Origin of the sequence: Shewanella sp. S23-S33, from assembly GCF_043359565.1 — a bacterium.
GTDB classification, from domain to species: Bacteria; Pseudomonadota; Gammaproteobacteria; order Enterobacterales; family Shewanellaceae; genus Shewanella; species Shewanella oncorhynchi.
This window is the reverse complement of the sequence record NZ_JBHFFD010000065.1, coordinates 1-24,856: the sequence shown is the minus strand read 5'-3', so window position 1 is coordinate 24,856 and position 24,856 is coordinate 1. Positions and strand designations below refer to the sequence as shown.

General features: G+C 45.4%; 14 protein-coding genes. 11 read left to right on the top strand and 3 right to left on the bottom strand.

The genetic code is table 11. The features are described 5' to 3' along the window. Positions 1–360: 360 nt before the first annotated feature. Positions 361–1,242 carry a carboxylating nicotinate-nucleotide diphosphorylase gene (gene nadC / locus ACHA99_RS17755; RefSeq protein ID WP_105250404.1) on the bottom strand — a complete coding sequence of 294 codons (882 nt, stop codon included), beginning with the start codon at positions 1,240–1,242 and terminating at the stop codon, positions 361–363. Between the two features lie 254 nt (positions 1,243–1,496). On the opposite strand from nadC, the gene ampD reads away from it, so the two are divergent. From ampD to ACHA99_RS17705, 10 genes are all read left to right on the top strand, one after another. Then, the gene (gene ampD / locus ACHA99_RS17750) at positions 1,497–2,060 is read left to right on the top strand and encodes a 1,6-anhydro-N-acetylmuramyl-L-alanine amidase AmpD (protein WP_393944164.1); all 564 of its coding nucleotides are present in this window, start codon (positions 1,497–1,499) and stop codon (positions 2,058–2,060) included. An 81-nt stretch (positions 2,061–2,141) separates the two neighbouring features. After that, complete coding sequence (gene ampE, locus ACHA99_RS17745) at positions 2,142–2,993, top strand: beta-lactamase regulator AmpE (RefSeq protein ID WP_393944162.1); 852 nt, start codon at positions 2,142–2,144, stop codon at positions 2,991–2,993. 302 nt (positions 2,994–3,295) lie between these two features. After that, a complete protein-coding gene (pdhR, locus tag ACHA99_RS17740) occupies positions 3,296–4,048 on the top strand; it encodes a pyruvate dehydrogenase complex transcriptional repressor PdhR (protein WP_105250401.1) in 753 nt (250 codons plus the stop codon). A gap of 81 nt (positions 4,049–4,129) precedes the next feature. Continuing rightward, positions 4,130–6,796 carry a pyruvate dehydrogenase (acetyl-transferring), homodimeric type gene (gene aceE, locus ACHA99_RS17735; RefSeq protein WP_105250400.1) on the top strand — a complete coding sequence of 889 codons (2,667 nt, stop codon included), beginning with the start codon at positions 4,130–4,132 and terminating at the stop codon, positions 6,794–6,796. A gap of 12 nt (positions 6,797–6,808) precedes the next feature. Continuing rightward, positions 6,809–8,836 (top strand): pyruvate dehydrogenase complex dihydrolipoyllysine-residue acetyltransferase, encoded by a 2,028-nt coding sequence (gene aceF / locus ACHA99_RS17730; RefSeq protein WP_393944159.1) that lies wholly within the window; start codon positions 6,809–6,811, stop codon positions 8,834–8,836. A 147-nt stretch (positions 8,837–8,983) separates the two neighbouring features. Further along, the gene (gene lpdA / locus ACHA99_RS17725) at positions 8,984–10,411 is read left to right on the top strand and encodes a dihydrolipoyl dehydrogenase (RefSeq protein WP_393944157.1); all 1,428 of its coding nucleotides are present in this window, start codon (positions 8,984–8,986) and stop codon (positions 10,409–10,411) included. A 139-nt stretch (positions 10,412–10,550) separates the two neighbouring features. Further along, positions 10,551–15,023, top strand: a complete 4,473-nt coding sequence (locus tag ACHA99_RS17720; protein WP_393944155.1) for an EAL domain-containing protein — start codon at positions 10,551–10,553, stop codon at positions 15,021–15,023. Positions 15,024–15,304: 281 nt separating this feature from the next. Next, a complete protein-coding gene (locus ACHA99_RS17715; protein ID WP_173913156.1) occupies positions 15,305–17,521 on the top strand; it encodes a patatin-like phospholipase family protein in 2,217 nt (738 codons plus the stop codon). A gap of 29 nt (positions 17,522–17,550) precedes the next feature. Continuing rightward, positions 17,551–17,721, top strand: a complete 171-nt coding sequence (locus ACHA99_RS17710; RefSeq protein WP_393944153.1) for a hypothetical protein — start codon at positions 17,551–17,553, stop codon at positions 17,719–17,721. A gap of 28 nt (positions 17,722–17,749) precedes the next feature. Further along, positions 17,750–19,792, top strand: a complete 2,043-nt coding sequence (locus tag ACHA99_RS17705; protein WP_393944151.1) for a M13 family metallopeptidase — start codon at positions 17,750–17,752, stop codon at positions 19,790–19,792. A gap of 79 nt (positions 19,793–19,871) precedes the next feature. Here ACHA99_RS17705 and ACHA99_RS17700 read toward each other — a convergent pair whose 3' ends face one another. After that, entirely contained in the window at positions 19,872–20,213 is a 342-nt protein-coding gene (locus ACHA99_RS17700) for a DUF2845 domain-containing protein (RefSeq protein WP_028759308.1), read from the bottom strand. A 95-nt stretch (positions 20,214–20,308) separates the two neighbouring features. Further along, complete coding sequence (gene hxpB / locus ACHA99_RS17695; RefSeq protein WP_393944149.1) at positions 20,309–20,968, bottom strand: hexitol phosphatase HxpB; 660 nt, start codon at positions 20,966–20,968, stop codon at positions 20,309–20,311. Between the two features lie 434 nt (positions 20,969–21,402). Between hxpB and acnB the strand changes: the two genes are divergently transcribed. Continuing rightward, positions 21,403–24,000 carry a bifunctional aconitate hydratase 2/2-methylisocitrate dehydratase gene (gene acnB / locus ACHA99_RS17690; RefSeq protein ID WP_393944147.1) on the top strand — a complete coding sequence of 866 codons (2,598 nt, stop codon included), beginning with the start codon at positions 21,403–21,405 and terminating at the stop codon, positions 23,998–24,000. Positions 24,001–24,856: the final 856 nt, after the last annotated feature.

Sequence of the window (24,856 nt, the reverse complement as noted above, 5' to 3'; positions counted from 1 at the left end):
CGCCTTGGTAAAAGTTAGTACAAAGTTAGGTAAAAGGAAACAAAAATTAAGTATAAAGTACTAATAAAGTGTTGTTTTTGTATAAAAGGCTAACTTATCGACAGGTTAGGTTATAACAACTTTTTGACAATATCAGTTTAGCTGGCGTGTGTCTCTATGTTGTCAAATTGGTGACATGAAATGGTGACGGGTTGGGTGCATCGTGAGGGTGAATGCTGAGTATGGTAGTGCAGGCACGATTTTGCATTTGGTTTGCAGGAGCCCTACAAAACAAAGGTATTTCGCCTTAATATTTTATGAGTGGAATGTGCTTACGGTACTTTGCGAGAACATTCCACTACCAGCTAACATCCAGCGGTTTTAAGCTTTTAATCTGAGTGATAAATCTAAGGCGCGAACATGCTTAGTGAGTGCGCCAACTGAGATATAATCCACCCCTGTTTTGGCGAATTCGGCTAGGGTATCTAAGGTGACATTACCAGAGACTTCGAGCTTAGCGCCGGCGCCTTTAGCTTTATATTGATTGTTCATTTCAACCGCTTCGACCATCTTAGTGATGTCGAAGTTATCTAACATTATGATATCTGTGCCAGAGTCGAGTGCTAAGGCGAGCTCTTCGAGTGATTCCACTTCGACTTCAACGGGTTTATTCGGGTACAAGCTGCGGGCGGTATCTACGGCTTGGCGAATACCGCCACAGGCCATAATGTGGTTTTCTTTAATCAAAAAAGCATCATATAAACCAATACGATGGTTTTTTCCGCCGCCGCAGGTGACGGCATATTTTTGTGCCGTGCGTAGGCCTGGAATTGTCTTGCGAGTATCTAACAAACGAGTGTGAGTCCCCGCCAGTTTATCGACATAATGTTTGGTTAAGGTGGCAACACCAGAAAGTGTTTGGATAAAGTTCATTGCCGTGCGTTCGCCAGTGAGAATAGCGCGCGCAGGACCTGATAATTCACATAATAGCTGGTTGGGTAATACTAGATCGCCATCATCCACATGCCAATGCAGTGCGACTTCACCACCGAGTTGGTTAAAAACCTGCTCTGCCCATGCTTTACCACAAAAAACGCCTTCTTCACGGGTGATTAAAGTGGCTTCAGCGTACTTATCGGCGGGGATCAACATTGCTGTGATGTCGCCATAAGCGATGGCTTTGGTTTGATCGTTGATTTCGGTGCCACCTAAGTCTTCACTGAGGGCAGATTTTACTGATTGGCGGATATCGTTTTCTAACATAAGCGGAGTCCTTGCATTACGGCCTACTTGCATTTTAGGTTAAGATTACCACGGCCTTAGGTCTCACGGAACAGGTTGGAAGATTGAGCAAAAGGAGTAAGCTGCAGCCTTATTTAAATTGAGAGTGGATGGTTTGCTCCATGATCTCAATGTTAAAAGATAGCTCAGTCAGTTCCGTGCGCAGGGTTTCTTCTTTGCTTGGAGGAATACTGTTAGAGTAAGCCAGTATATGTGGCATAGAGGATAAGCTCATAATGCGGTTTGATTCGGGTTGGTGTGATAGTGCGAGGCGTTGTGAGTCGCCACATTTTAATCAACGTCCCTTGAATGAAGTGAGTTTGTTAGTGATCCACAATATTAGTCTGCCCGCAGGCTGCTTTGGATTACCTTACATTGATCAATTATTTCAAGGGTGTTTAGATATTAATGCCGATTCCAGCTTTGCACCGCTCAAGGGCTTGCAAGTGTCGGCGCACTTTTTGATCCGCCGCCATGGCGAGCGTGTCCAATATGTAAGCTGTAATGACAGGGCTTGGCATGCTGGGGTGTCTCGTTATGGTGAGAGAGAGAATTGTAATGATTTTTCCATTGGCATTGAACTGGAAGGCACAGATACTGAGCCTTACACTCCTGAGCAATATCAGTCACTCATCGAGTTAACACAAGCCTTACTGGTAGAATATCCATTGCTGAGTATTGAACGGATTGTGGGTCATTGTGATATTGCGCCAATGCGGAAAACGGACCCAGGGCAAAGTTTTGATTGGGAAGGATATTTAGGCAAGTTAAAGGAATATACTCAGGCGTTGCGCTCTTAGTTAATCACTTAACTTTTTGGATTTTAGACGTATTCCATATAAACCTAGACTATTTATGGACAAATTATAGAGGTACAGCCCATGGCATTATTTTCACTCTTGGTCGCCATTTTAGTGGAGCGACTTAAATTTCTTCCTTCATCATGGCAATTTGATCGTTTACTGCAATCCTATCAGACAACATTTTTCGGTGATAAAGCGTCACTGACAAGCGTGATGATGGTGCTGGCGTTAGTGTTACCAGCCTTGTTGGTATATGTTTTATCTTGGTTAGTGGCGGGAATGTTTTGGGGCTTATTAAGTTTAGCCCTATGGATTGTTGTGGCAGTGGTTTGTTTTAACCATCAGAAACAGCGTGATATTTTCAAAAAATATATGCAAGCGGCTTGTCGCTCAGACGTCCAAGCTTGTTACCATTATGCCGCCGAACTCGATTGTAGCGAGTGTTTAGATGCTGTATCCGAGAAAGACCTAGGTGCCAAAGTGGGGCAAAGTGTTGCTTGGATTAACTATCGTTATTATGGTGCCGTGGCGCTGTTTTTCATTTTTTTAGGTCCAGTCGGTGCGGTACTGTATTGCACGGTACGTTTTTATGCCGAAGAGAATGCCCGTAAATCCCTAGAGTTACCCTTAGTCAACGAAGTGATTACGATACTGGATTGGTTACCGAGTCGGATTTTCGCCTTTGGTTATGCCCTAAGTGGTCAATTTAGTGAAGGTTTAGCGGCGTGGCGCCGTAATGGATTGACCTTAAATGTGAGCGCTCACACTGTGGTGGCTGAAACGGCATTAGCGGCACAACCTTTACCTGAGGTCGCAAGTGCACCTATATGTGTACAATCAACCTTAGCATTATTAGTACTCAGTAAACGTAACTTTACACTTATTGTTGCAGTACTTTCATTACTGACCATTTTTGGATTGGTGAGTTAAAAGAAGGACGCTTCGCAGCGAGAATCGAGAACGCTTCGCTGCTAGGGTGTCGTTGTGCTCCTTCTAGTCTAGAATCTATCCGCTGCGCTTTTGGCAGCGCCTAGTGGGCGAAGTCCGTGCTTTTGTCAAATGGTCTGACCCCATAAACATTTTTTTCCGCTATGCTCTCTCTTCGTGAGTGCTTTTGATCGAGATCGCTTTTAAGGAGTGATCTTCAATCTGGACATCAAAACGCTGATTTGATAAAGTGCGCTCACTCAAAAAAATTGGTAAGACCAATTTACAACGGAGCTGAGCGCCTGATGGCCTATAGTAAAATTAATCAGCCAAAAATTTCTGACGTGATCATGGCGCAATTAGAGCAAATGATCTTAGAGGGGAGTTTACAGCCCGGTCAGAAGTTACCGCCTGAACGCGAACTGGCGATCCAGTTTGAAGTGTCTCGACCTTCTTTGCGTGAAGCTATTCAAAAGCTTGAGGCAAAAGGACTGTTAATGCGCCGCCAAGGCGGTGGTACTTATGTCAAAGAACAACTCTGGCAGACCCTTGCCGATCCTATTGTTGAACTGATGAATTCAGATCCAGAGAGTCAGTACGACTTACTGGAGTTCCGCCATGCCACCGAAGGCATGATGGCCTATTTTGCGGCCCTGCGTGGTACCGACGCCGATATGCAAAATATCAAGCGTATGATCCTCGAGGTGGAAGCCGCCACCGATATCGAACAAAAAGCTGCTGCGATTGTGCGTTTTTATCGTGCTGTGGCGGAAGCGTCACATAACGTGGCTATGTTACACCTCGTTCTTAGTTTAACCCCTGTGCTGCATCAAAATGTGGCGCAAAACCTGGAGCTTTTAAGCCGCCGCGAAGAAGCTTCTACTATGGCTAACGATCACAGACGGGCCTTGCTCGCTGCCATCGTTCGTCGTGATCCCGACGCCGCCAGAGAAGCCTCGAATGAACACTTAAGTTACATCGAAGAGGTGATGTTATCTGTGCGGGAAGAAGATAGCCGGTTGCAGCGAAGCTTGCGCCGTTTAAAGAGTGGCGCTTAAGTTCTGTGATTTAGCTGCTAGCTAAATCGGAATATGCCGCAAACACCATTCATTATCATGTATATAGAGAAGGACAGTGTCATGTCTGAAGATATGCTACAAGACGTAGATCCGTTAGAGACTCAGGAATGGGTTGATGCCCTGCAAGCCGTGTTGGAACAGGAAGGCCCAGAGCGCGCGCATTTTTTACTAGAAAAGCTGATCGATAAAGCGCGTCGTAATGGCACTCACTTGCCTTATAACGCCACAACGGCTTACCTGAACACTATCCCTGCGGGTCAAGAGCCGCACATGCCTGGCAACCAAGAGATGGAACGTCGCATTCGCGCCATCATCCGTTGGAACGCTTTAGCTATGGTGCTTCGTGGTTCTAAGAAAGATTTAGAATTAGGCGGCCATATTTCAAGCTTCGCCTCAAGCGCGACTATTTATGACGTATGTTTTAACCACTTCTTCCGCGCACCCAATGAAAAAGACGGTGGCGATTTAGTGTATTTCCAAGGCCATATCGCCCCTGGTATTTATGCGCGTTCATTCTTAGAAGGTCGCTTAAGCGAAGACCAACTGGCTAACTTCCGTCAAGAAGTGGATGGCAAGGGTCTGTCTTCATACCCACATCCAAAACTGATGCCGGATTACTGGCAATTCCCAACAGTTTCTATGGGCTTAGGTCCTATCCAAGCGATTTATCAGGCGCGTTTCCTGAAATATCTGACTGACCGTGGTCTGAAAGATTGTTCAGCACAAACTGTTTACTGTTTCTTAGGTGACGGTGAGTGTGATGAGCCAGAAGCCTTAGGTGCGATTGGTTTAGCGGCCCGTGAAGAATTAGATAACTTAGTCTTCATCGTTAACTGTAACTTACAGCGTCTTGATGGCCCTGTACGTGGTAACGGTAAGATCATCCAAGAACTTGAAGGCGAATTCCGCGGTGCAGGCTGGGAAGTCGTTAAAGTGATTTGGGGTCGTTACTGGGATCCATTATTGGCCCGTGATACAAGCGGTAAGTTACTGCAGTTAATGGAAGAAACCGTTGACGGTGAATACCAAAACTGTAAAGCCAAAGGTGGCGCTTATACTCGCGAACACTTCTTTGGTAAGTATCCTGAAACGGCCGAAATGGTTGCTAACATGTCAGATGATGACATTTGGCGCTTAAACCGTGGCGGTCATGATCCTGTGAAAGTGTACGCTGCCTTAGATCACGCACAAAAAACCAAAGGTCGCCCAACGGTGATTTTAGCCAAGACTGTAAAAGGTTACGGTTTAGGTGATGCGGGTGAAGGTAAAAACATCGCTCACAACGTGAAGAAAATGGGTATTGAGTCTATCCGTTACTTCCGCGATCGTTTCAATATTCCGATCCCAGATGACCAGTTAGAAGATCTGCCTTTCTATCACCCAGGTCCAGATTCTGAAGAAGTGAAGTACATGATGAGCCGTCGTGAAGCGCTGCATGGTAGCGTGCCACAACGTCGTCAAAAGTTCACCGAAGAGATGGAAGTGCCGTCACTGAAGATTTTCGATTCGATTTTACAGGGCTCTAACGGCCGTGAAATTTCATCGACTATGGCATTCGTTCGTGTTCTGACAGCTCTGCTGAAAGACAAGAAAATTGGCAAAAATATTGTGCCAATTATTCCTGACGAAGCGCGTACTTTCGGTATGGAAGGTTTGTTCCGTCAAGTGGGTATTTATGCTCACGAAGGCCAAAAATATATTCCGCAGGATTCTGACCAAGTTGCTTACTACCGTGAAGATAAAACCGGCCAAGTATTGCAAGAAGGGATTAACGAACTCGGCGCTATGTCTTCATGGGTATCAGCAGCGACGAGCTACTCAGTCAACGATACACCTATGATCCCGTTCTACATCTACTACTCAATGTTCGGTTTCCAACGTATTGGTGACATGGCTTGGGCTGCGGGTGACATGCGTGCTCGTGGTTTCTTAGTGGGCGGTACTTCAGGCCGTACAACGCTTAACGGCGAAGGTTTACAGCATCAAGATGGTCACAGCCACGTATTGGCGAACACTATCCCTAACTGTATTACTTACGATCCAACCTACGGCTACGAAATCGCTGTTGTAGTACAAGATGGTATCCGTCGTATGTACGGCGAGAATCAAGAAGATATCTTCTACTACTTGACCACAATGAACGAAAACTATGAGCAACCAGCCATGCCAGAAGGCGCGGAAGTGGGCATAGTGAAAGGTATCTACAAGTTAGAAACGGTTGCGGGTTCAGGTAAAGGCAAAGTTCAGTTAATGAGCTGTGGCACTATCCTTGAACAAACTCGTAAAGCGGCGCAAGCACTGGCGAAAGACTTTGGTATTACTGCCGACGTATTCAGTGTGACCAGCTTTAACGAATTGACCCGTGATGGTCAAGCCGCTGAACGTTGGAACATGCTGCACCCAACCGAAACGCCAAAACAAGCCTATATCAGCCAAGTGATTTCAAGTGATGCACCTGCAATCGTCGCGACTGACTATATGAAGATTTACGGCGAACAGTTACGTGCTTATATTCCTACCGATTACAAAGTATTAGGTACTGACGGTTTCGGTCGTTCAGACAGCCGCGAGAATCTGCGTCACCACTTCGAAGTGGATGCTAAGTTCATCGTTATTGCGGCACTGAAATCACTGGTTGATCGCAAAGAGCTGCCTGTCGATGTGTTAGCAAAAGCCATTAAAGAATATGGTATCGACGCTGACAAGATCAATCCACAGTACGCGTAAGAGGCAATAAAAATGGCTGAATTAAAAGAAGTTTTTGTTCCTGATATCGGCGGCGATGAAGTGCAAGTGATCGAAATTTGTGTGGCTGTGGGTGATACCTTAGCGGCAGAAGAATCGATTCTTACCGTCGAAAGCGACAAGGCGACTATGGATATTCCAGCGCCTTTCGCCGGTGTTTTAGCCGAATTGAAAGTGGCTGTGGGCGATAAAGTATCTGAAGGTACTTTGATTGCTATGATGCAAGCGGCGGGCGCGGCAGCTGCCGCTCCGGCTCCAGTTGCAGCACCCGCTCAGGCGGCACTAGCATCTGCAACGGTTCATGCGGCTCCTGCCACTGTGGCTGCTGCTCCTGCCACTGTGGCTGCTGCTCCTGCGACGGGCGCAACCAAAGTGGTTGAAGTCACTGTGCCAGATATCGGTGGCGACACTGATGTATCGGTTATCGAAGTCCTGGTTGCTGTCGGTGACAAGATTGAAGTTGATAGCGGTTTAATTACCCTAGAAACAGACAAAGCGACGATGGACGTGCCATCACCTTTCGCGGGTGTGGTTAAAGACGTTAAAGTTGCAGTTGGCGATAAAGTGTCGCAAGGCTCTTTAGTCATCATGCTTGAAGTGGGCGGTGCTGCACCTGCTGTGGCTCCAAGCGTTAGCGCGCCAGCTGCAACTGTGGCTCAGGCGGCTCCTGCCGCTACGGTAGCGCCAGTGGCTACTGCACCAGCGGCAAGTGTGGTTGCGGTAAAAGAAATTCAAGTGCCGGATATTGGCGATGCCAGCAATGTCGATGTGATCGAAGTGCTCGTGTCTGTCGGTGATGAAATCACTGCCGACCAAGGTTTGATTACGCTTGAAACTGACAAAGCCACCATGGAAGTGCCAGCGCCATTTGCCGGTAAACTGCTGTCTTTGACTGTTAAAGTGGGTGACAAGGTTTCTCAAGGTAGCGTCATTGCGACGATTGAGACTACTTCTGTTGCAACAGCAAGTGCTCCAGCACCTGCTGCACAAGCGGCGGCTCCTGCTCCAGTGAGCGCGGCGCCCGTTGCTGCACCTGCAAGCCGTCCACCAGTACCCCATCACCCAAGCGCAGGTACACCTGTGTCTACTGGTGCGGTACATGCGTCTCCTGCTGTACGTCGTTTAGCCCGTGAGTTTGGTGTCGACTTGACCCAAGTGACAGGTTCTGGACGTAAAGGTCGCATCATGAAAGAAGACGTGCAGGCGTATGTGAAATACGAACTGTCGCGTCCGAAAGCGACTGCGGCAACTTCTGTTGGTTCAGGTAATGGCGGTGGTCTGCAAGTGATTGCAGCTCCTAAAGTTGATTTCAGTAAGTTTGGTGAAGTGGAAGAGATTCCATTAAGCCGTATCCAGAAGATTTCTGGCCCTAACTTACACCGCAACTGGGTAACTATCCCTCACGTGACTCAGTTCGATGAAGCTGATATCACTGAAATGGAAGAGTTCCGCAAGCAGCAAAACGATGTAGCGGCGAAGAAAAAAGCCGATTACAAGATCACGCCTTTAGTGTTTATGCTGAAAGCTGTGGCTAAAACGTTGCAACAGTTCCCTGTGTTCAACTCGAGCTTAAGCTCTGATGGCGAATCACTGATCCAGAAGAAATATTTCCACATCGGTGTGGCGGTTGATACGCCAAACGGTTTGGTTGTGCCAGTCGTGCGTGACGTGGATAAGAAAGGCATTATCGAGTTATCTCGTGAACTGGCTGATATCTCTATCCGTGCCCGTGATGGCAAGCTGAAATCTGCTGATATGCAAGGTAGCTGTTTCACCATTTCAAGTTTAGGTGGTATTGGCGGTACGGCGTTTACGCCTATCGTGAACTACCCAGACGTGGCGATTTTAGGTGTGTCTAAATCTGAAATTAAGCCTAAGTGGAATGGTAAAGAGTTCGAACCTAAATTGATGTTGCCGCTGTCACTGTCATACGATCACCGCGTGATCGATGGTGCCATGGCTGCACGTTTTAGTGTAACGCTGTCAGGAATTCTGTCCGATATTCGTACTTTGGTTCTGTAAGCATATAAGGCTGCTCATCTTGAGCAGCCTTTTGTTTATTGTGATCAGTATCAAACACAGGTTAAAATGCGCCCACCTTACGCGCTGGCGCATTTTCGGTTGGCAGGATAGCTCCTCCAACGGATTGAATGAGAATTAGAGGAAAACATGAGTAACGAAATCAAAACTCAGGTAGTGGTATTAGGTGCAGGTCCTGCAGGTTATTCTGCGGCTTTCCGTGCTGCTGACTTAGGTCTGGAAACCATCATAGTTGAACGTTTTAGCACTTTAGGTGGCGTGTGTCTTAACGTGGGTTGTATCCCATCTAAAGCCTTACTGCACGTTGCTAAAGTTATCGAAGAAGCCAAAGCGGTTGCCGCTCACGGCGTGGTCTTCGGCGAGCCAACTATCGATTTAGATAAGTTACGTGGCTTTAAAGAAAAAGTCATTGGCCAATTAACTGGCGGCTTGGGCGGCATGTCCAAAATGCGTAAAGTTAACGTGGTTAACGGTTTTGGTAAATTCACTGGCCCTAACACGCTAGAAGTGACGGCTGAAGATGGCACTGTGACTAAAGTGACTTTCGAGCAAGCGATCATTGCTGCGGGTTCTCGCCCAATCAAACTGCCATTTATTCCGCATGAAGATCCACGTATTTGGGATTCGACTGACGCATTAGAACTGAAAGAAGTTCCAGGCAAGTTGTTAGTGATGGGCGGCGGTATTATCGGTCTAGAAATGGGTACTGTGTACGCTTCTTTAGGTAGCCAAATCGACGTGGTTGAGATGTTCGACCAAGTGATCCCTGCGGCTGATAAAGATGTGGTTCGCGTATTTACTAAGCAAATCAAGAAGAAGTTCAACCTGATCCTTGAAACTAAAGTCACAGCGGTTGAAGCCCGTGAAGACGGTATCTATGTTTCTATGGAAGGTAAGAGCGTGCCAACTGAAGCCGTTCGTTACGATGCCGTATTAGTGGCTATTGGCCGTGCACCTAATGGCAAGTCGTTAGATGCTGAAAAAGCAGGTGTTAACGTTGATGAGCGTGGCTTTATCAAGGTTGATAAGCAACTGCGTACTAACGTACCGCACATTTATGCTATCGGCGACATCGTTGGTCAACCCATGTTGGCTCACAAAGGCGTGCACGAAGGCCATGTAGCGGCTGAAGTTATCGCTGGCATGAAGCACTACTTCGATCCAAAAGTCATTCCATCAATTGCTTACACTGACCCTGAAGTAGCTTGGGTTGGTTTGACTGAGAAAGAAGCGAAAGAGCAAGGTATTGCTTACGAAACCGCAACTTTCCCATGGGCTGCAAGTGGTCGTGCGATTGCGTCAGATTGTTCTGAAGGCATGACTAAGCTGATTTTCGACAAAGACACTCACCGCGTGATCGGTGGTGCTATTGTGGGTGTTAACGGCGGCGAGCTGTTAGGCGAAATCGGTCTAGCGATTGAAATGGGTTGTGATGCTGAAGATTTAGCATTAACCATTCACGCTCACCCAACACTGCACGAATCAGTAGGCTTAGCGGCTGAAATGTACGAAGGTTCTATTACTGATTTGCCAAACCCAAAGGCAAAGAAAAAGTAATTTAGCTGTCGATTAAAAAAGCGCTCACTTGAGCGCTTTTTTATTGCCTGTATTTTTTTGTAACTTTTATGTAAACAAGCGGATGAATTGAAGGGATTGAGCTGCTACAGTACAGTTATGGTATGCGGTAAGTTGTCACATGCAAACAAAAATAATTAGAACAATTCTGACATGTTTCATCCTTTCACTGATTAGCGTCCATTCGGCTTGGGCGGGCGGCTTTGTGCAGCGTGTTTTTACTGATAGAGACGGTTTAGCTGTCACCAGCATCCGAGGTTTAGCCTTAGATGACTACGGTTTTGTATGGGCAGCGACTGAGCAGGGCTTGTATCGGGTCAGTAATTCTAAGGTGCGGCGTATTGATAAAATTGGCACGGAATCACGGCTTGCGGATGACTTTTTAACGACAGTGGTAAACATCGACCGAGACAAGTTATTGGTCAGCACCAATGCCGCGATTTACCTTTACGATATAGTACAAAATCAATTTACCGCGTTTGGTTCTCCCTATCTATTCCCGCAGTTTCCAGGTGGTGCGCTGATATCGGCAGCCCGCAAGAATAGCAAAACATGGCGATTATTAATTGATAATGGTCAGATCTATGAGTTTTCCCCTTCAAAGTCTGAACTGCGCCTTATCACCCAATTAGCTGTTAATCGCGACCTTCCTTGGCGCAAGTTATTGCTTATGCCCAATGGACACATGTTGGTTGCGGGGCAGTTGCAACTAGAGCTCCTCGATAACAAGGGCGAACGGCTGTTCCAATACCCTTGGACCGAATCTATGGGCAGTATTCTCGATATGTTGGAGGATACTCAACATAGGATCTGGATTGCGACAGGGCGTGGTGTTTATCAATTAGATCAAATCGCTCATCAAATTACACCTGTGCCAGAATTACCCGATTGGAGCACAGCGATCATTGAAGATGCTAAAGGGTATTTGTGGTTTGCCAGTCGTATTGGCTTGTTAAAATGGTCGCCTGAGACGCGGTTGATTGAGAATTATCAGCAAGAGTTGAAGGCTGAGGCCAACATGGAAACGCTGAAAGCCATGTTGTTTGATGATGCAGGCTTGATGTGGGTTGGAGGCTCTGGTGATGGATTGGCATTGTTAGCGTCACCGCCTGATTTCATTCTTGATACTTATGCGGCAGATGAACCCTATCAGCTGAGCGATGCCATGACCTGGTCTGTACATGCCAGTGATGAAGGGGTTTGGCTCGGTTCTTCCAGTGTAGATTTTGTTGCTAAGGGCAGTAAAAAAGCGGTTAACATTCCGATTGAGGGGTTTAATCCCCACGAAAGTATTTATGATATTAGTGAGTTTGAGGACCATTATTTACTGATCTCAACAACCAGTGGTCTTTTTGTTATTGATAAAGAGACCTTGCAAGGAAGCAGTTTTTCTAAATGGACTCACGGTCAGGATGACTTTAAAAATAAGCTCATATATAAAACTTATCGGGATCCCAAACTGAAAGGACGCGTCTGGATTGCGACTACCACGGGACTCTATTTTTGGGAAATGGGACTCTATGAGCCCCAGCCATTTGATATTGATAAGTCATCGAACGAATTTGATGGCCCCAAGCGGCCTGTGATCCGCACTATTTATCGCAGCTCTGACGGTCGTCTTTGGGTTGGCGGTAAAAAAGTCTTTGGTTACATAGACAGTCAAAACGAGTTTCATGATCAACGGCACTTATTTAATGCTTTTGCGGCACAACCAACGATTAGCCATATTGAAGAAATGTCCCCGGGAATTATCTGGTTTGGTTCCTATGAAAAAGGTTTGTTTGAATATCAGCAGCAGACGGAATCGTTAGTTTCACTGACTTCCGAATGGCAATTAAATTGTAGTTCAGTGTTTTTTATTCAAAAGACCCCTAAGTCAAATCTTGTGGGTTGTGCTGATTCTTTGATTCGTCAGGATATTCAAACGGGCAATATCGCCATGTTTAATCAACTCGATGGTTTGATTTCCGATGAAATGAACGAGGGCGCTTATTTTTATTCGCCAAAAACAGGCTTTTACTTAGGAACACCTGAAGGTGTGATGCGACTCGATGTCAATAGGCTGGTCAATCGTATAACCGATGACCATGTGATGCTTGAATCTGTCTCTGTGTACTATAACAACACGACAGAAGTATCCTTGTTGCCGCGTAACCTGATGACCATCAAACCCGATGCGAATATGGTGAGTTTTCAAATCACTAACTTAGATTATCTCGATGATTCGCCAATTCAATTTAAATACCGATTACGTTATCAGGATGAAGATAGCCATTATGTCTTGTTGCAGGGGGAATCTCAGATCAACCTCGCAGGATTAGCGGCGGGTGGCTATGTGTTAGATGTTTTAAGTCAAGTTAATGGGATATGGTCAGATAAGCCGTTCTCTTATCCTTTTTATGTTGAGCAGCATTGGTGGTTATCCCAAGGTTTTAAAGGTATTTTGCTGCTGTTATTTTCAATTATTGCTTTAAGTCTTGCTTGGTATCGACAACGACAGATCAATACATTTAAGCAGATGAATCTGGCATTAACGGAAAGTGAGGACAGGTTAAGGCAGTCTTTGCGCGGCAGTGACTCAGATCTCTGGGAGTGGCATAAAAATACTCAGGCATTTCACCTTGATAATCGCGGTTCGGTGCTTGGTACGCATGCCAATGAGATTGTGGTGAGCTTAGAGGATTTGCCTGTGCATCCGCAGGATAGGGAGAAAGCTCTCGCTCAGTGGGACAACATGATGGCGGGTGAGATTGACCGATTCGAGGCCGAATATCGCTATCAGCGTAAGGACGGTAATTGGGGATGGCTGAGGGTTAGAGGGCGGCCAGTTGCTCGCAATAAGCACTCAAATGAAATTGAACGGGTCGCGGGTATTTATAGCGATATTACTGTGCAACGCCAGCTAGAAGATGAAATTAATTTATTGGCGAAAGCGTTTGGCAATACCTCTGAAGGTGTGTTGATTTTAGATGTCGAAGGCGGTATTCGCGTTGCGAATTACGCTGCGCAACAAATTATTGGTATAGATTCTGACGACTTAGTTGGGCAACCATTTGCACAATTCGTACAGATGAATGACGGATTAGCATCGGAAATCAAGCAACTTCTCCGTGATAGTCAGTCTTGGACCGGAGAGCGGGAGTTAATCCGTGCCAATCAGCAACTCTGTCCTGTGTGGCTAAACGTGTCGGTGATGCAAAGCATTAACGGGAAAGTAACCCACTATGTGGTGGTATTTTCTGATATCACGGAGCGTAAACGTACTGAAGCCGATTTACGCCGTTTGGCTAATTACGATGTGCTTACTGGTTTGCCAAATCGCTCCTTATTTTCTAGCCGTCTATTACAGTCGATTCAAGCTGCGCAGCAAACAGGTGAGAAACTGGCGCTACTGTTTTTAGATCTCGATAGATTTAAGCATGTTAATGATTCCTATGGTCATAGCATGGGCGATGCTCTGCTGGTCGAAGCATCAAGCCGACTGCAATCTTGTATTTCCAGCGAGCATTTACTCTGTCGTTTTGGTGGCGATGAATTTGTGATTTTACTCCGTAATGCAAACAGCATTGACGATATTAACCATGTCGCCGAGCGCCTGTTGGAGCAAATTGTCGCGCCTTTTAAGTTATATGGTCGGGAATTTTATATTTCGACCAGCATAGGCATCAGTATTTGGCCCGACGATGCGGTGCAGCCTGAGGCTTTTATCAAGAATGCCGATCTTGCTATGTACCATGCCAAAGAAGAAGGGCGAGGGAATTTCCAATATTATTCCTCGGAGCGTAATGCTCAAGCCCTCTATCATTTACGGCTTGAGGCCGATTTACGCAAAGCCATAGAACGGCAAGAGTTCGAGCTTTATTACCAGCCGCAAATTGATATTTTGCGTAATGATAAGCTCATAGGAATGGAAGCATTAATTCGCTGGAAACATCCGTTGGACGGCTTTATTCGTCCCGATATTTTCATTAAAGTTGCTGAGGCTTGCGGTTTAATTGTTGATATTGACCGCTGGGTATTAAGACAAGCCTGTGTGCAGGGAGCCAATTGGACTAAGCGCTATGGCTCGGGCTTTAAGTTGTCGGTTAATATTTCGGCGGTGCATTTTAGGCAGCCAGATTTTATTGAAGATATCCAAAGAATTTTACAAGAAACCCAAATGCCAACAGCATCTTTAGGATTAGAAATCACCGAAGGCGTATTGATGAAGGAGTTGCATGTCGCTAAAGACCATCTTACTCGATTGAAATCTTTGGGGATCGAGGTTGCCATCGATGACTTTGGTACTGGGTATTCTTCACTGGCTTATTTGCGTAATTTTGAAGTCAATACCCTAAAAATTGATCGCTCCTTTTTGATTGATATCGCCACTAATACCGCAGATCAGGCGATTGTGAGCAGTATTATTGAATTAGCCCGTAACCTTAAATTAAATGTGGTTGCTGAAGGGATTGAGACGGTTGAGCAGTTAGAGCAAGTCTTTAGCCGTGGCTGTTATATTATTCAAGGGTATTATTTTGCTAAACCTATGTGCGTTGATGATTTTGAGCGCTATTTAGAGACAGATAACAAAATCGTCTCTATTGATCATTAAGCTAGAAACATAGTCTATTATTGGCTCGCGAATACTTAATATTTGTACCGCTGATGGGCAATCGTCTGCACGATATAAGCCAGTGAGCTTGAGATGTAAACGTTATCGTCTTCAGTGGTGATGGATATTTTGTTTAGCGGTTTATTCAATTAAACTTCATCTGTTTGTATAAAGAGTACACAAACTTATCACTAGTCGGTCCAGATAAAATATGACTGACGGTTAAATCGATAAGTTTGTTAATATAACTCGGATTTTTATCCCATAAAAAGTAGCCTCACATGATGCGTCAACTACTCGCTTCTATTATTTTGTGTTTATGTGTTACCCCGTCTTTGGCTGCAGAGCGCCTTAAAATTGGTGTCGTACTCAGTGGTGGTGGTGCTAAAGGCGCCGCTCACGTGGGCGTGCTCAAAATATTAGAAGAACATAACATCCCCGTTGATTATATCGCGGGCACCAGCATAGGCGCCTATGTCGCTGGCATGTATTCACTGGGTTACAGTGCGAGTGAAGTGGAAGCTATCATGATGGGGGTCAACTGGGACAGTGGCTACTCGGACACCATACCGCGCAATATTTTGAGTTACAGGGATAAACAGTTACGCGACCGTTACAATATTCCGTTAAACATTGGCTATAACGAAGGCCAAGTGAGGGCGCCAAGTGGTCTGCTACGTGGTCAGACTATGTCACAACTTTTACGTCAGTCGACAGATCTGGTACAGCAATTTGGTCATTTTGATGATTTAGCCATTCCCTACCGAGCGGTTGCAACCGACTTAGAAACTAGCTTACCTGTGGTGATTAGTCATGGCAGTATGGTTAAAGCTATGCAAGCGTCTGCAACTGTACCTGGTGCACTTCAGCCCGCACAAATTGAAGGCAAGTTATTGGTCGATGGTGGTATTGCCAATAACATGCCCGTCGATGTGGTTAAGGCCATGGGAGCCGATATTATTATCGCCGTCGATATTGGCTCGCCTCTGGTCAAAAAAGATAAATTAGACAGTACTATCGCAGTGCTCGATCAGCTCTCTAATTTTTTGACCAATGCCAGCACTGAAAAACAAAAACAATTACTGACAGATAAAGATGTATTGATCCGACCCGCGATTGACGCCCTCAGCACCACTGATTTCACTATTATGCCGCTGGCATTAACCCTTGGAAAAGAAGCCGCTAATGGTCAGCTTTATAAGTTGAGCAGTATGAGCGTGAGCCCTGAGGAATATGCCGCCTACGTCGAGGCTAAAAAAGCCAAAGGTAAATTATTAATGGCGGATGTACGTCATCCCATTAATGAAATCGTATTTGAAAACCAATCTAAGGTGAGTTTGAATCTCTTGACGGAAACCTTGAATATTAAACCTGGGCAAGCTGTATCTAAAGACGAGCTTAATGAGGCGTTAAAGCGTATTTACTCCCTCAATAAATTTGAGCGTGTCGATGCTGAATTTGTAGAAGGTGAGGATGGCCGCATACTCACAGTCACCACTAAGGCTAAGTCTTGGGGGCCGAATTATTTCCAACTGGGCTTTAATTGGGAGGATGACTTTAATTCAGAATCTGCCATCAGTTTTGACATGGCTTATACCATGACCGATTTGACCTTTAATGGTGGAGAGTGGCGCAATGAGGTCAAACTCGGCATTGAAAAGTTGTTTGCAACTGAGTTTTATCAGCCTTTAGACAGGGACCAACAGTTCTTTAGCCGTGCCCGCTATCAATACGATACCCGTGATTGGGACTTATACGATAATAACAGTCGTATCTTAACCTTCGACAAGAAAACCCATACGATTGAATTAGGCATAGGTTATAACTACACCTTACAAGGGATGATTGAGTTAGGCTTAGTCGCAGAGAAGGGGTCGATAGTCAATGATGTTTGGCTAACGCAGGACTTAGATTTTAGTTCCTATGGTGCTTACTTTAGGTTCGGTTACGATAGCTTAGATAGCATTAGCTTTCCAACATCAGGTAATCGCGTAACCTTAAACGTTTACGTGCGCAATGAAGATTTCAATGACAGTATCGACGATAATCAAAACCAATTTAGTGTGCAAATAGAGGCCGACTGGAAAGGTGCCTTGAGTGTCGGTAACCACGCTTTTGTTGGTAAGGCATCAATTGCTACCAACAATAATGATGGGGTCAATACGCTGCATTTATCTGAGCTGGGAGGATTCTTAAACCTGTCTGGTTACCATAAAGACTCAATTATGGGCGCACATAAAGTGTTTGGCGCCTTTATTTATCAATATGATCTCGGGCGTGATGCCCTAGGTATGACAGATTATCCTCTATACCTAGGTTGGAGCTTAGAGGCGGGAAATGTCTGGGACGAGCGCACTGATGTCACTCTGACCGATCTGATTTATGCATCGAGTCTTTATATCGGTACTGATACTTCCATGGGACCCGCAGCACTTGGTTTTGGGATCACAGATCTTGGCGATAAGTCTTTCTATTTATTTGTGGGTAAAAACTTCTAGTTTGAGATTTGTGTAAAGGACTTAAGGGCATGACTGAGGTTGTGCCCTTACTTTTTGGTCGATGGAAAAACTATAAGCGTCATCCCTATGGAAGTTATCTTGCCGAAATAGCTAAGAGTGACGCTAAAGTGTCATATCCTTTTACAAAATCTTACTACTGTGAGGCGAGCCAAAATGCTAAGGTTTTGCGGGAAAAATAATAACTCTCAACGGAAGCTGGGGAAAACAATGAAGAAGATAAGCACACTGGCACTGAGTATCGCCTTGAGTTTAGGTTTAGCGGCTTGTAGTACTGAGCCTAAAACTGAAGCCGTCGCGGTGTCTGGCATTGAATTGCAAAACTTTGATGCCTCAGTTCGCCATCAAGATGATTTCTATTACAGCGTTAACGGAAAATGGTTGGCAAATACGCCTATTCCTGCTGACAAATCTAACTATGGCGCGTTTTCTGTGTTGTACGACCAAAGCCAAGATGCATTGAAGAAAATTATCGACGAAGCGGCCGCTAAAAAGAATCCTGCCGCAGGCTCGAATGAGCAGAAAATCGGTGATTTCAATGCCAGTTTCATGAATACCGATTTACTTGAAACATTAGGTGTTACTCCGCTTAAGCCATTGCTGGCCGATATCGCTGCCGCAAAAACGCACGCTGACTTACCAGCCGTTATGGGCAAATTACTGACGACGGGTTCTGGTATTCCCTTTGGTTTTTACGTCAATAATGACGCTAAAAACTCAACTCAGTATGCGGTGTATTTAAGCCAGTCAGGCCTTACGCTACCGGATCGAGATTATTACCTAAAAGATGACCCTAAGTTTGCCGCTAATCGTCAAGCCATGGCGAAGTATGTGACAGAGATACTGACTGAAGCGGGTTACAAGGACGCTAAACGTGCGGCTAAAAACGTCGCTGACATCGAAATGATGATCGCTAAAAGTCAGTGGAGCCGAGTCGAATCCCGTGATGCCAACAAGGCATACAACAAGTTAGATCGTGCTGAACTGCAAAAGTTAACCGGTCAATTCGATTTTAATGCCTTTGCTGCGAGTGCGGGCTTAGGCGATAAAGTGACTGAAGTGATCGTGCGTCAGCCCTCTTATTTTGAAAAACTCGGCGCCAGTTTTGAGACATTCCCTGTATCGGCTTGGCAGGATTATCTTGCGTTCCACTTAGTGGATAGCTACGCCGAGTTACTGAGTAAAAACTTTGTTGATTTGAACTTCGCCTTTAAGAGCAAAACCTTAATGGGTATCGAAGAGCAGCAGCCACGCTGGAAAAAAGCAGTTGATGGTGCTGACCAAGTGATTGGTGAGTTAGTGGGTGAAGAGTATGTTAAGCAATACTTCAAGCCAGAAGCTAAAGCGCGCATGGAAACCATGATCAAAAACTTGATTAAAGGTTTTGAAGTCAGCATTAATGAACTCGAGTGGATGACGCCAGAAACCAAAATTGCCGCTCAAGAAAAACTGGCTAAATTTACCTACAAAATTGGCTATCCAGATAAATGGAAAGATTACTCAGGTTTAGATATTAAGGCTGACGAGTTAGTGGGTAACTACATGCGTTACGCTCAGTTTGAATATCAAGATATGATCAACAAGCTAGGCAAGCCAATTGATCGGACCGAATGGGGCATGACACCACAAACGGTGAATGCTTATTACAGTCCAGTTAAAAACGAAATTGTGTTCCCTGCTGCGATTCTGCAACCGCCATTCTTTAATATGGATGCCGATGATGCCGTTAACTACGGTGGTATCGGTGCCGTGATCGGCCATGAAATTAGCCATGGTTTTGATGACCAAGGCGCTAAATACGATGGTGATGGCAACCTGCGTGATTGGTGGTCAGATAAAGACAGAGAGGAGTTCCAAAAGCGCGGTAAGCAGTTGTCTGCCCAATACTCAGGTTATGAGGCAATGCCCGGCAAGTTTGTTAATGGTGATTTGACTTTAGGGGAAAACATCGGCGACTTAGGTGGTTTAACTGTAGCGGCACGTTCGTATTTGATGAGCCTTAACGGCAAACCTGCACCTGTGCTCGATGGTTTAACGGGCGAGCAACGCTTCTTTGTGGGTTGGTCGCAAGTATGGCGCCGTAATTACCGTGATGAAGAGCTGAGCCGTCGTTTGCTGACAGATCCGCATTCACCAAGCCATTATCGTGCCATGGGTACGCCACGTAACGTGGAAGCCTTCTATAAGGCCTTCGATATGAAAGAAGGCGATAAAATGTATTTAACACCAGATGAACGTGTAAAAATTTGGTAATAAATTCAGTAGATTGAAATAAAAAAGCCAGACAATGTCTGGCTTTTTTATTGATGACCATAATCTATGATGCTGCCGATTAATGTCCATAACCTAAGGATTCAATTTTTGTGACTTTATTATCAGTGGCATACAGGCGACGCATTAAGCGTGTTGGTCCAAAGTCATAGGTCCATTCTTGATACTCAGTTGGCAACTTGCTGGGATCGATCACCCTGTCTCCGTTAGCGTTGAGATAAGTCGCGGGTAAACTGTATTCTCGAATATCACTGGGCGAGCCGCATTTATCCTGCACAGTCGTTAAAGTATCGCCCGTATTGATCACTTGTTGTTTACAGTGCATGGTCTCACCTGCGCTAGCGGGTAAACAGGTGGACATGAGTATTAAACCCATGGGCAGTATTAAGGATAGGTACTTCACATTGAATTCCTTCTGGTGCATACACCATTCTGTCATTTATCCGTAGGGCAAAGACTAAGCTTATCTGCCCTGCAGAAACTCGGTGTGTTGTGACGTTATTTTGCCAAAATTGTTGTTAATGCCAACAAACTCTCGACCTGATGATGGGCGATAATCCACTTAGCATCGCCTCTTTGTTCTGGCGCAGGGATCGCGACCGTTTGCATGTTGGCTGCTCTGGCGGCAATTAAGCCGTTAAAGGAATCTTCGATGGCAAGACAACAACGGGGATCAACATCTAACGCCTTAGCGCAATTCAAATAAACTTCTGGGTGGGGTTTGCCGTAGGTGAGGCCCTCGGCCGATTGCACTGCCATAAATTTATCACAGAGTCCTAGCTTAGAAAGAACTGCCTCAATAATAGTGTAGAACGACGAGGTCGCTAAGCCGATTTTAAGGCCAAGCGCTTGGCAGTGATCAATCGCTTCGTGGACGCCCAGCATAGCTTCGCCGCTAACCAGAATTTCATTTGCAACTTTATCAACAATCGTTTGGCTGACCTTGGCATTATCATAGTGTGGCCAAGGTGCCTTGTGGTACCAATAATCGACGCATTGATCGATGCGTAAGCCCGTGGTTTGTTGAATCGTTTCTATCGTCACTGGCACGCCGAGTGCGGATAACACTTCATACTCGACTCGCTGCCATAGGGGTTCTGAATCGATTAAAACGCCATCCATATCAAAAATAACGGCTTGAATGCTAAGGGATGTCATTGGTACTCCGATGGACTAAGGAAATAACTGAGATATGTAGTAAATTAAGCCTGAGTGTAAGTTCTCGCACTGCATCTTAAAAGCCAAAATGCAGCAAGATGAGAAAAATTTATACCTATTTGCTCTGGGGCGCGGAAAATTGCTTGTTCGATTTAAAATTAATGAAATATTGTTAACTATTTGTAGTGTATGGTTTTTTGTCTGTTTTCAAACTATTGTCTAATTTCACTTGTTTTAATCTTCCCGTAAGTTGGCATTCGCCGCCGGATTTAGTCTTTATTTCGCTTTTTGCCGAGTGTGACCTGATTCATACTTTTGCAAAGCTGTAGTATACTGCAGGCCGGAAATACGGGTCGATCATGTCGGACTGTCAGCTTCAATTAAGAAGACGTGCAGTTTCGTTGTTAGAGCGCCAAACAAAGAGGAATGTTGCCGTGCTAGAAGCATATCGTAAACACGTCGCAGAACGTGCTGCAGAGGGCGTAGTCCCTAAGCCATTAGATGCACATCAAGTGGCTGAACTGGTTAAGTTAATTCAAAACCCACCCGCAGGTGAAGAGGCTTTCGTTCTCGACCTGCTTGAAAATCGAATTCCCCCAGGTGTTGATGAAGCCGCTTATGTTAAGGCTGCTTTTTTAGATGCGGTTGCCAAAGGCACTGAAAAATCACCGATTCTGTCTGCTGAGCGTGCTACTGAGTTATTAGGCACAATGCAAGGCGGCTACAACATCGAACCTCTGATCGCGCAGCTGGATAATCCAGCGTTAGCACCTTTAGCCGTTAAAGCGTTATCTCACACTCTGCTGATGTTTGATTCTTTCCACGATGTGGTTGAGAAGATGGAAGCGGGCAATGAGTTTGCTAAGCAAGTGGTTGAAGCGTGGGCGAATGCAGATTGGTATTTAAGCCGTCCAAAACTGGCCGACAAAGTCACTCTGACAGTATTTAAAGTTTCTGGTGAAACTAACACCGATGACTTGTCACCTGCACCAGATGCATGGTCACGTCCTGATATCCCATTGCACGCGTTAGCTATGCTGAAAAACGCCCGTGATGGTATCGAGCCTGATGTTGCTGGTGCCGTTGGCCCAGTGAAAAAAATCGAAGCATTAAAAGCACAAGGTCATCCATTAGTATATGTGGGTGACGTTGTGGGTACGGGTTCATCACGTAAATCTGCGACTAACTCAGTACTGTGGTTTATGGGCGATGATATTCCATTCGTACCTAACAAGCGCGCTGGCGGTTTCTGCCTTGGCGGTAAAATTGCACCGATTTTCTTCAACACTATGGAAGATGCGGGCGCTCTGCCAATCGAGCTTGACGTAAACAAAATGGAAATGGGCGATGTGATTGACATCTACCCATACGCCGGTGTGGTTAAGCGTCACGACAGCGACGAAGTGATTTCAGAATTCAGCTTAAAAACTGAAGTGCTGTTAGACGAAGTGCGTGCTGGTGGTCGTATTCCACTGATCATCGGTCGTGGTTTAACTGACAAAGCCCGTGAAGTATTAGGTTTAGGCGTATCTGACGTATTCGTGCGTTCACAAGACGTGGCTGATACTGGTAAGGGTTACACTCTAGCGCAGAAGATGGTCGGTAAAGCATGCGGCGTAGCTGGCGTGCGTCCTGGCCAATACTGCGAACCTAAGATGACCTCTGTTGGTTCACAAGACACCACAGGTCCTATGACCCGTGATGAGCTGAAAGATTTAGCTTGTTTAGGTTTCAGTGCTGATTTGACTATGCAGTCATTCTGTCACACTGCGGCTTATCCAAAGCCAGTGGATGTGAACACACATCATACTCTGCCAGATTTCATCATGAATCGCGGCGGTGTATCACTGCGTCCAGGTGACGGTGTTATCCACTCATGGTTAAACCGTATGCTGCTACCTGATACCGTTGGTACGGGTGGTGACTCACATACGCGTTTCCCAATTGGTATTTCATTCCCAGCGGGTTCTGGCTTAGTAGCGTTTGCTGCTGCGACTGGCGTTATGCCACTCGACATGCCTGAATCCGTATTAGTGCGCTTCAAGGGCAAAATGCAACCGGGTATCACACTGCGTGATCTGGTTCATGCTATCCCATTAAAAGCCATTGAACTGGGCATGCTGACCGTTGAGAAGAAAGGTAAAGTAAACATCTTCTCTGGTCGCGTACTGGAAATCGAAGGCTTAGAATCACTGAAAGTTGAACAAGCTTTCGAACTGTCTGATGCTTCAGCTGAGCGCTCTGCTGCCGGTTGTACCATCAAGTTAGACAAAGAACCTATCATTGAATACCTGAACTCAAACATAATCATGCTCAAGTGGATGATCGCTGAAGGTTATGGCGATCGTCGTACGATTGAACGTCGTATCAAAGGCATGCAAGAGTGGTTAGCCAATCCTGAGCTGATGAGTGCTGATAAAGATGCTGAGTACGCTGCAGTAATCGAAATCGACTTAAATGACATCAAAGAGCCAATCCTGTGTGCGCCAAACGATCCTGATGATGCCGTTTTACTGTCATCTGTTGCGCAAACTAAGATTGACGAAGTGTTCGTAGGTTCTTGTATGACCAACATCGGTCACTTCCGCGCAACCGGTAAGATGCTAGACAAGTTTGCTAAAACCCTGCCAACACGTCTGTGGATTGCACCACCGACTAAGATGGATAGAGATCAGCTGACTGAAGAAGGCTACTACGCGATTTTTGGTCGTGTAGGCGCGCGCATCGAGATCCCAGGTTGTTCACTGTGTATGGGTAACCAAGCACGTGTAGCTGAAGGTTCAACTGTGGTATCGACTTCTACCCGTAACTTCCCTAACCGTTTAGGTACAGGTGCTAACGTTTACTTAGCCTCTGCTGAACTGGCTGCGGTTGCTGCGCTGTTAGGTCGTCTGCCGTCACCTGAAGAATATCAAGAATACGCTAAAGAGTTAGACGCAACTGCAGCTGACACATACCGTTACTTGAACTTTGATCAAATCGAGTCTTACACAAAAAAAGCATCGGAAGTGATCTTCCAGACAGCTGTGTAATCGATTGCCGTTAAGGTAACTTGATGTAAAAAGCCAGCGTAAGCTGGCTTTTTTGTGGGTTTGTTTTATTTCTACATCTATATGCATATATGCACCAATGAACCCTATCATAGTCATGCCTTCAGTTCTTACATCACAAACTCGCTACTTACTAATGGTCACGCGTTGTCGTCATTAAAAATCCATTTAAGCCGATCCGTAGGTCAATCTCACGCTTAGCCCCGTTTAATCTTCTTTTTAAAAGACGAAAGTCTTCTATTTTCATAACTATCAACAAATCATCTGATGGCTTTTGGCTATACATAATGCGAAACAGAGGCGCAGCCTTGACTGAGTTGTGGATAACTTTGGGGGTAAGTGGTGGGTATGATGTGACTAGATTAGATAATTAGAATTAACTGCAAATTTCCTTAAAATAGGGGTTGCACAAAATCCTCTGCTGCCTATAATGCGCATCCACTGACACGGCAGACAGCGTTAAGCAGCCTGATGTGACAGTTCATCGATGAGTTTACTAATTGATGAGTGTTGAGAAAGTTTGCAAAAACTCCTTGACGCGAAACGGGAAATGCGTAGAATACGCAGCCCTAGCCAACTGGAAGCGTTCGACGCTCAGTGTGGTACTCACCTTCTCTTACGAGGCTGAGTTGCTCTTTAACAAGATAAAACAAGAAATCTGTGTGGACACTCACAGGTGTTGAGTTAATCGAAACTGCTTAACCTCCGGGTTGGCAGTCAAAAATTTAAATCAATGTAACAATGAGTGTTCATAGCAATATGTACATAATTTTGGTTCCGCTTTTTTAAAAGCGGAAACAAAAAATCAGAATTCATTGAGCCGCTGATTCCTTCGGGA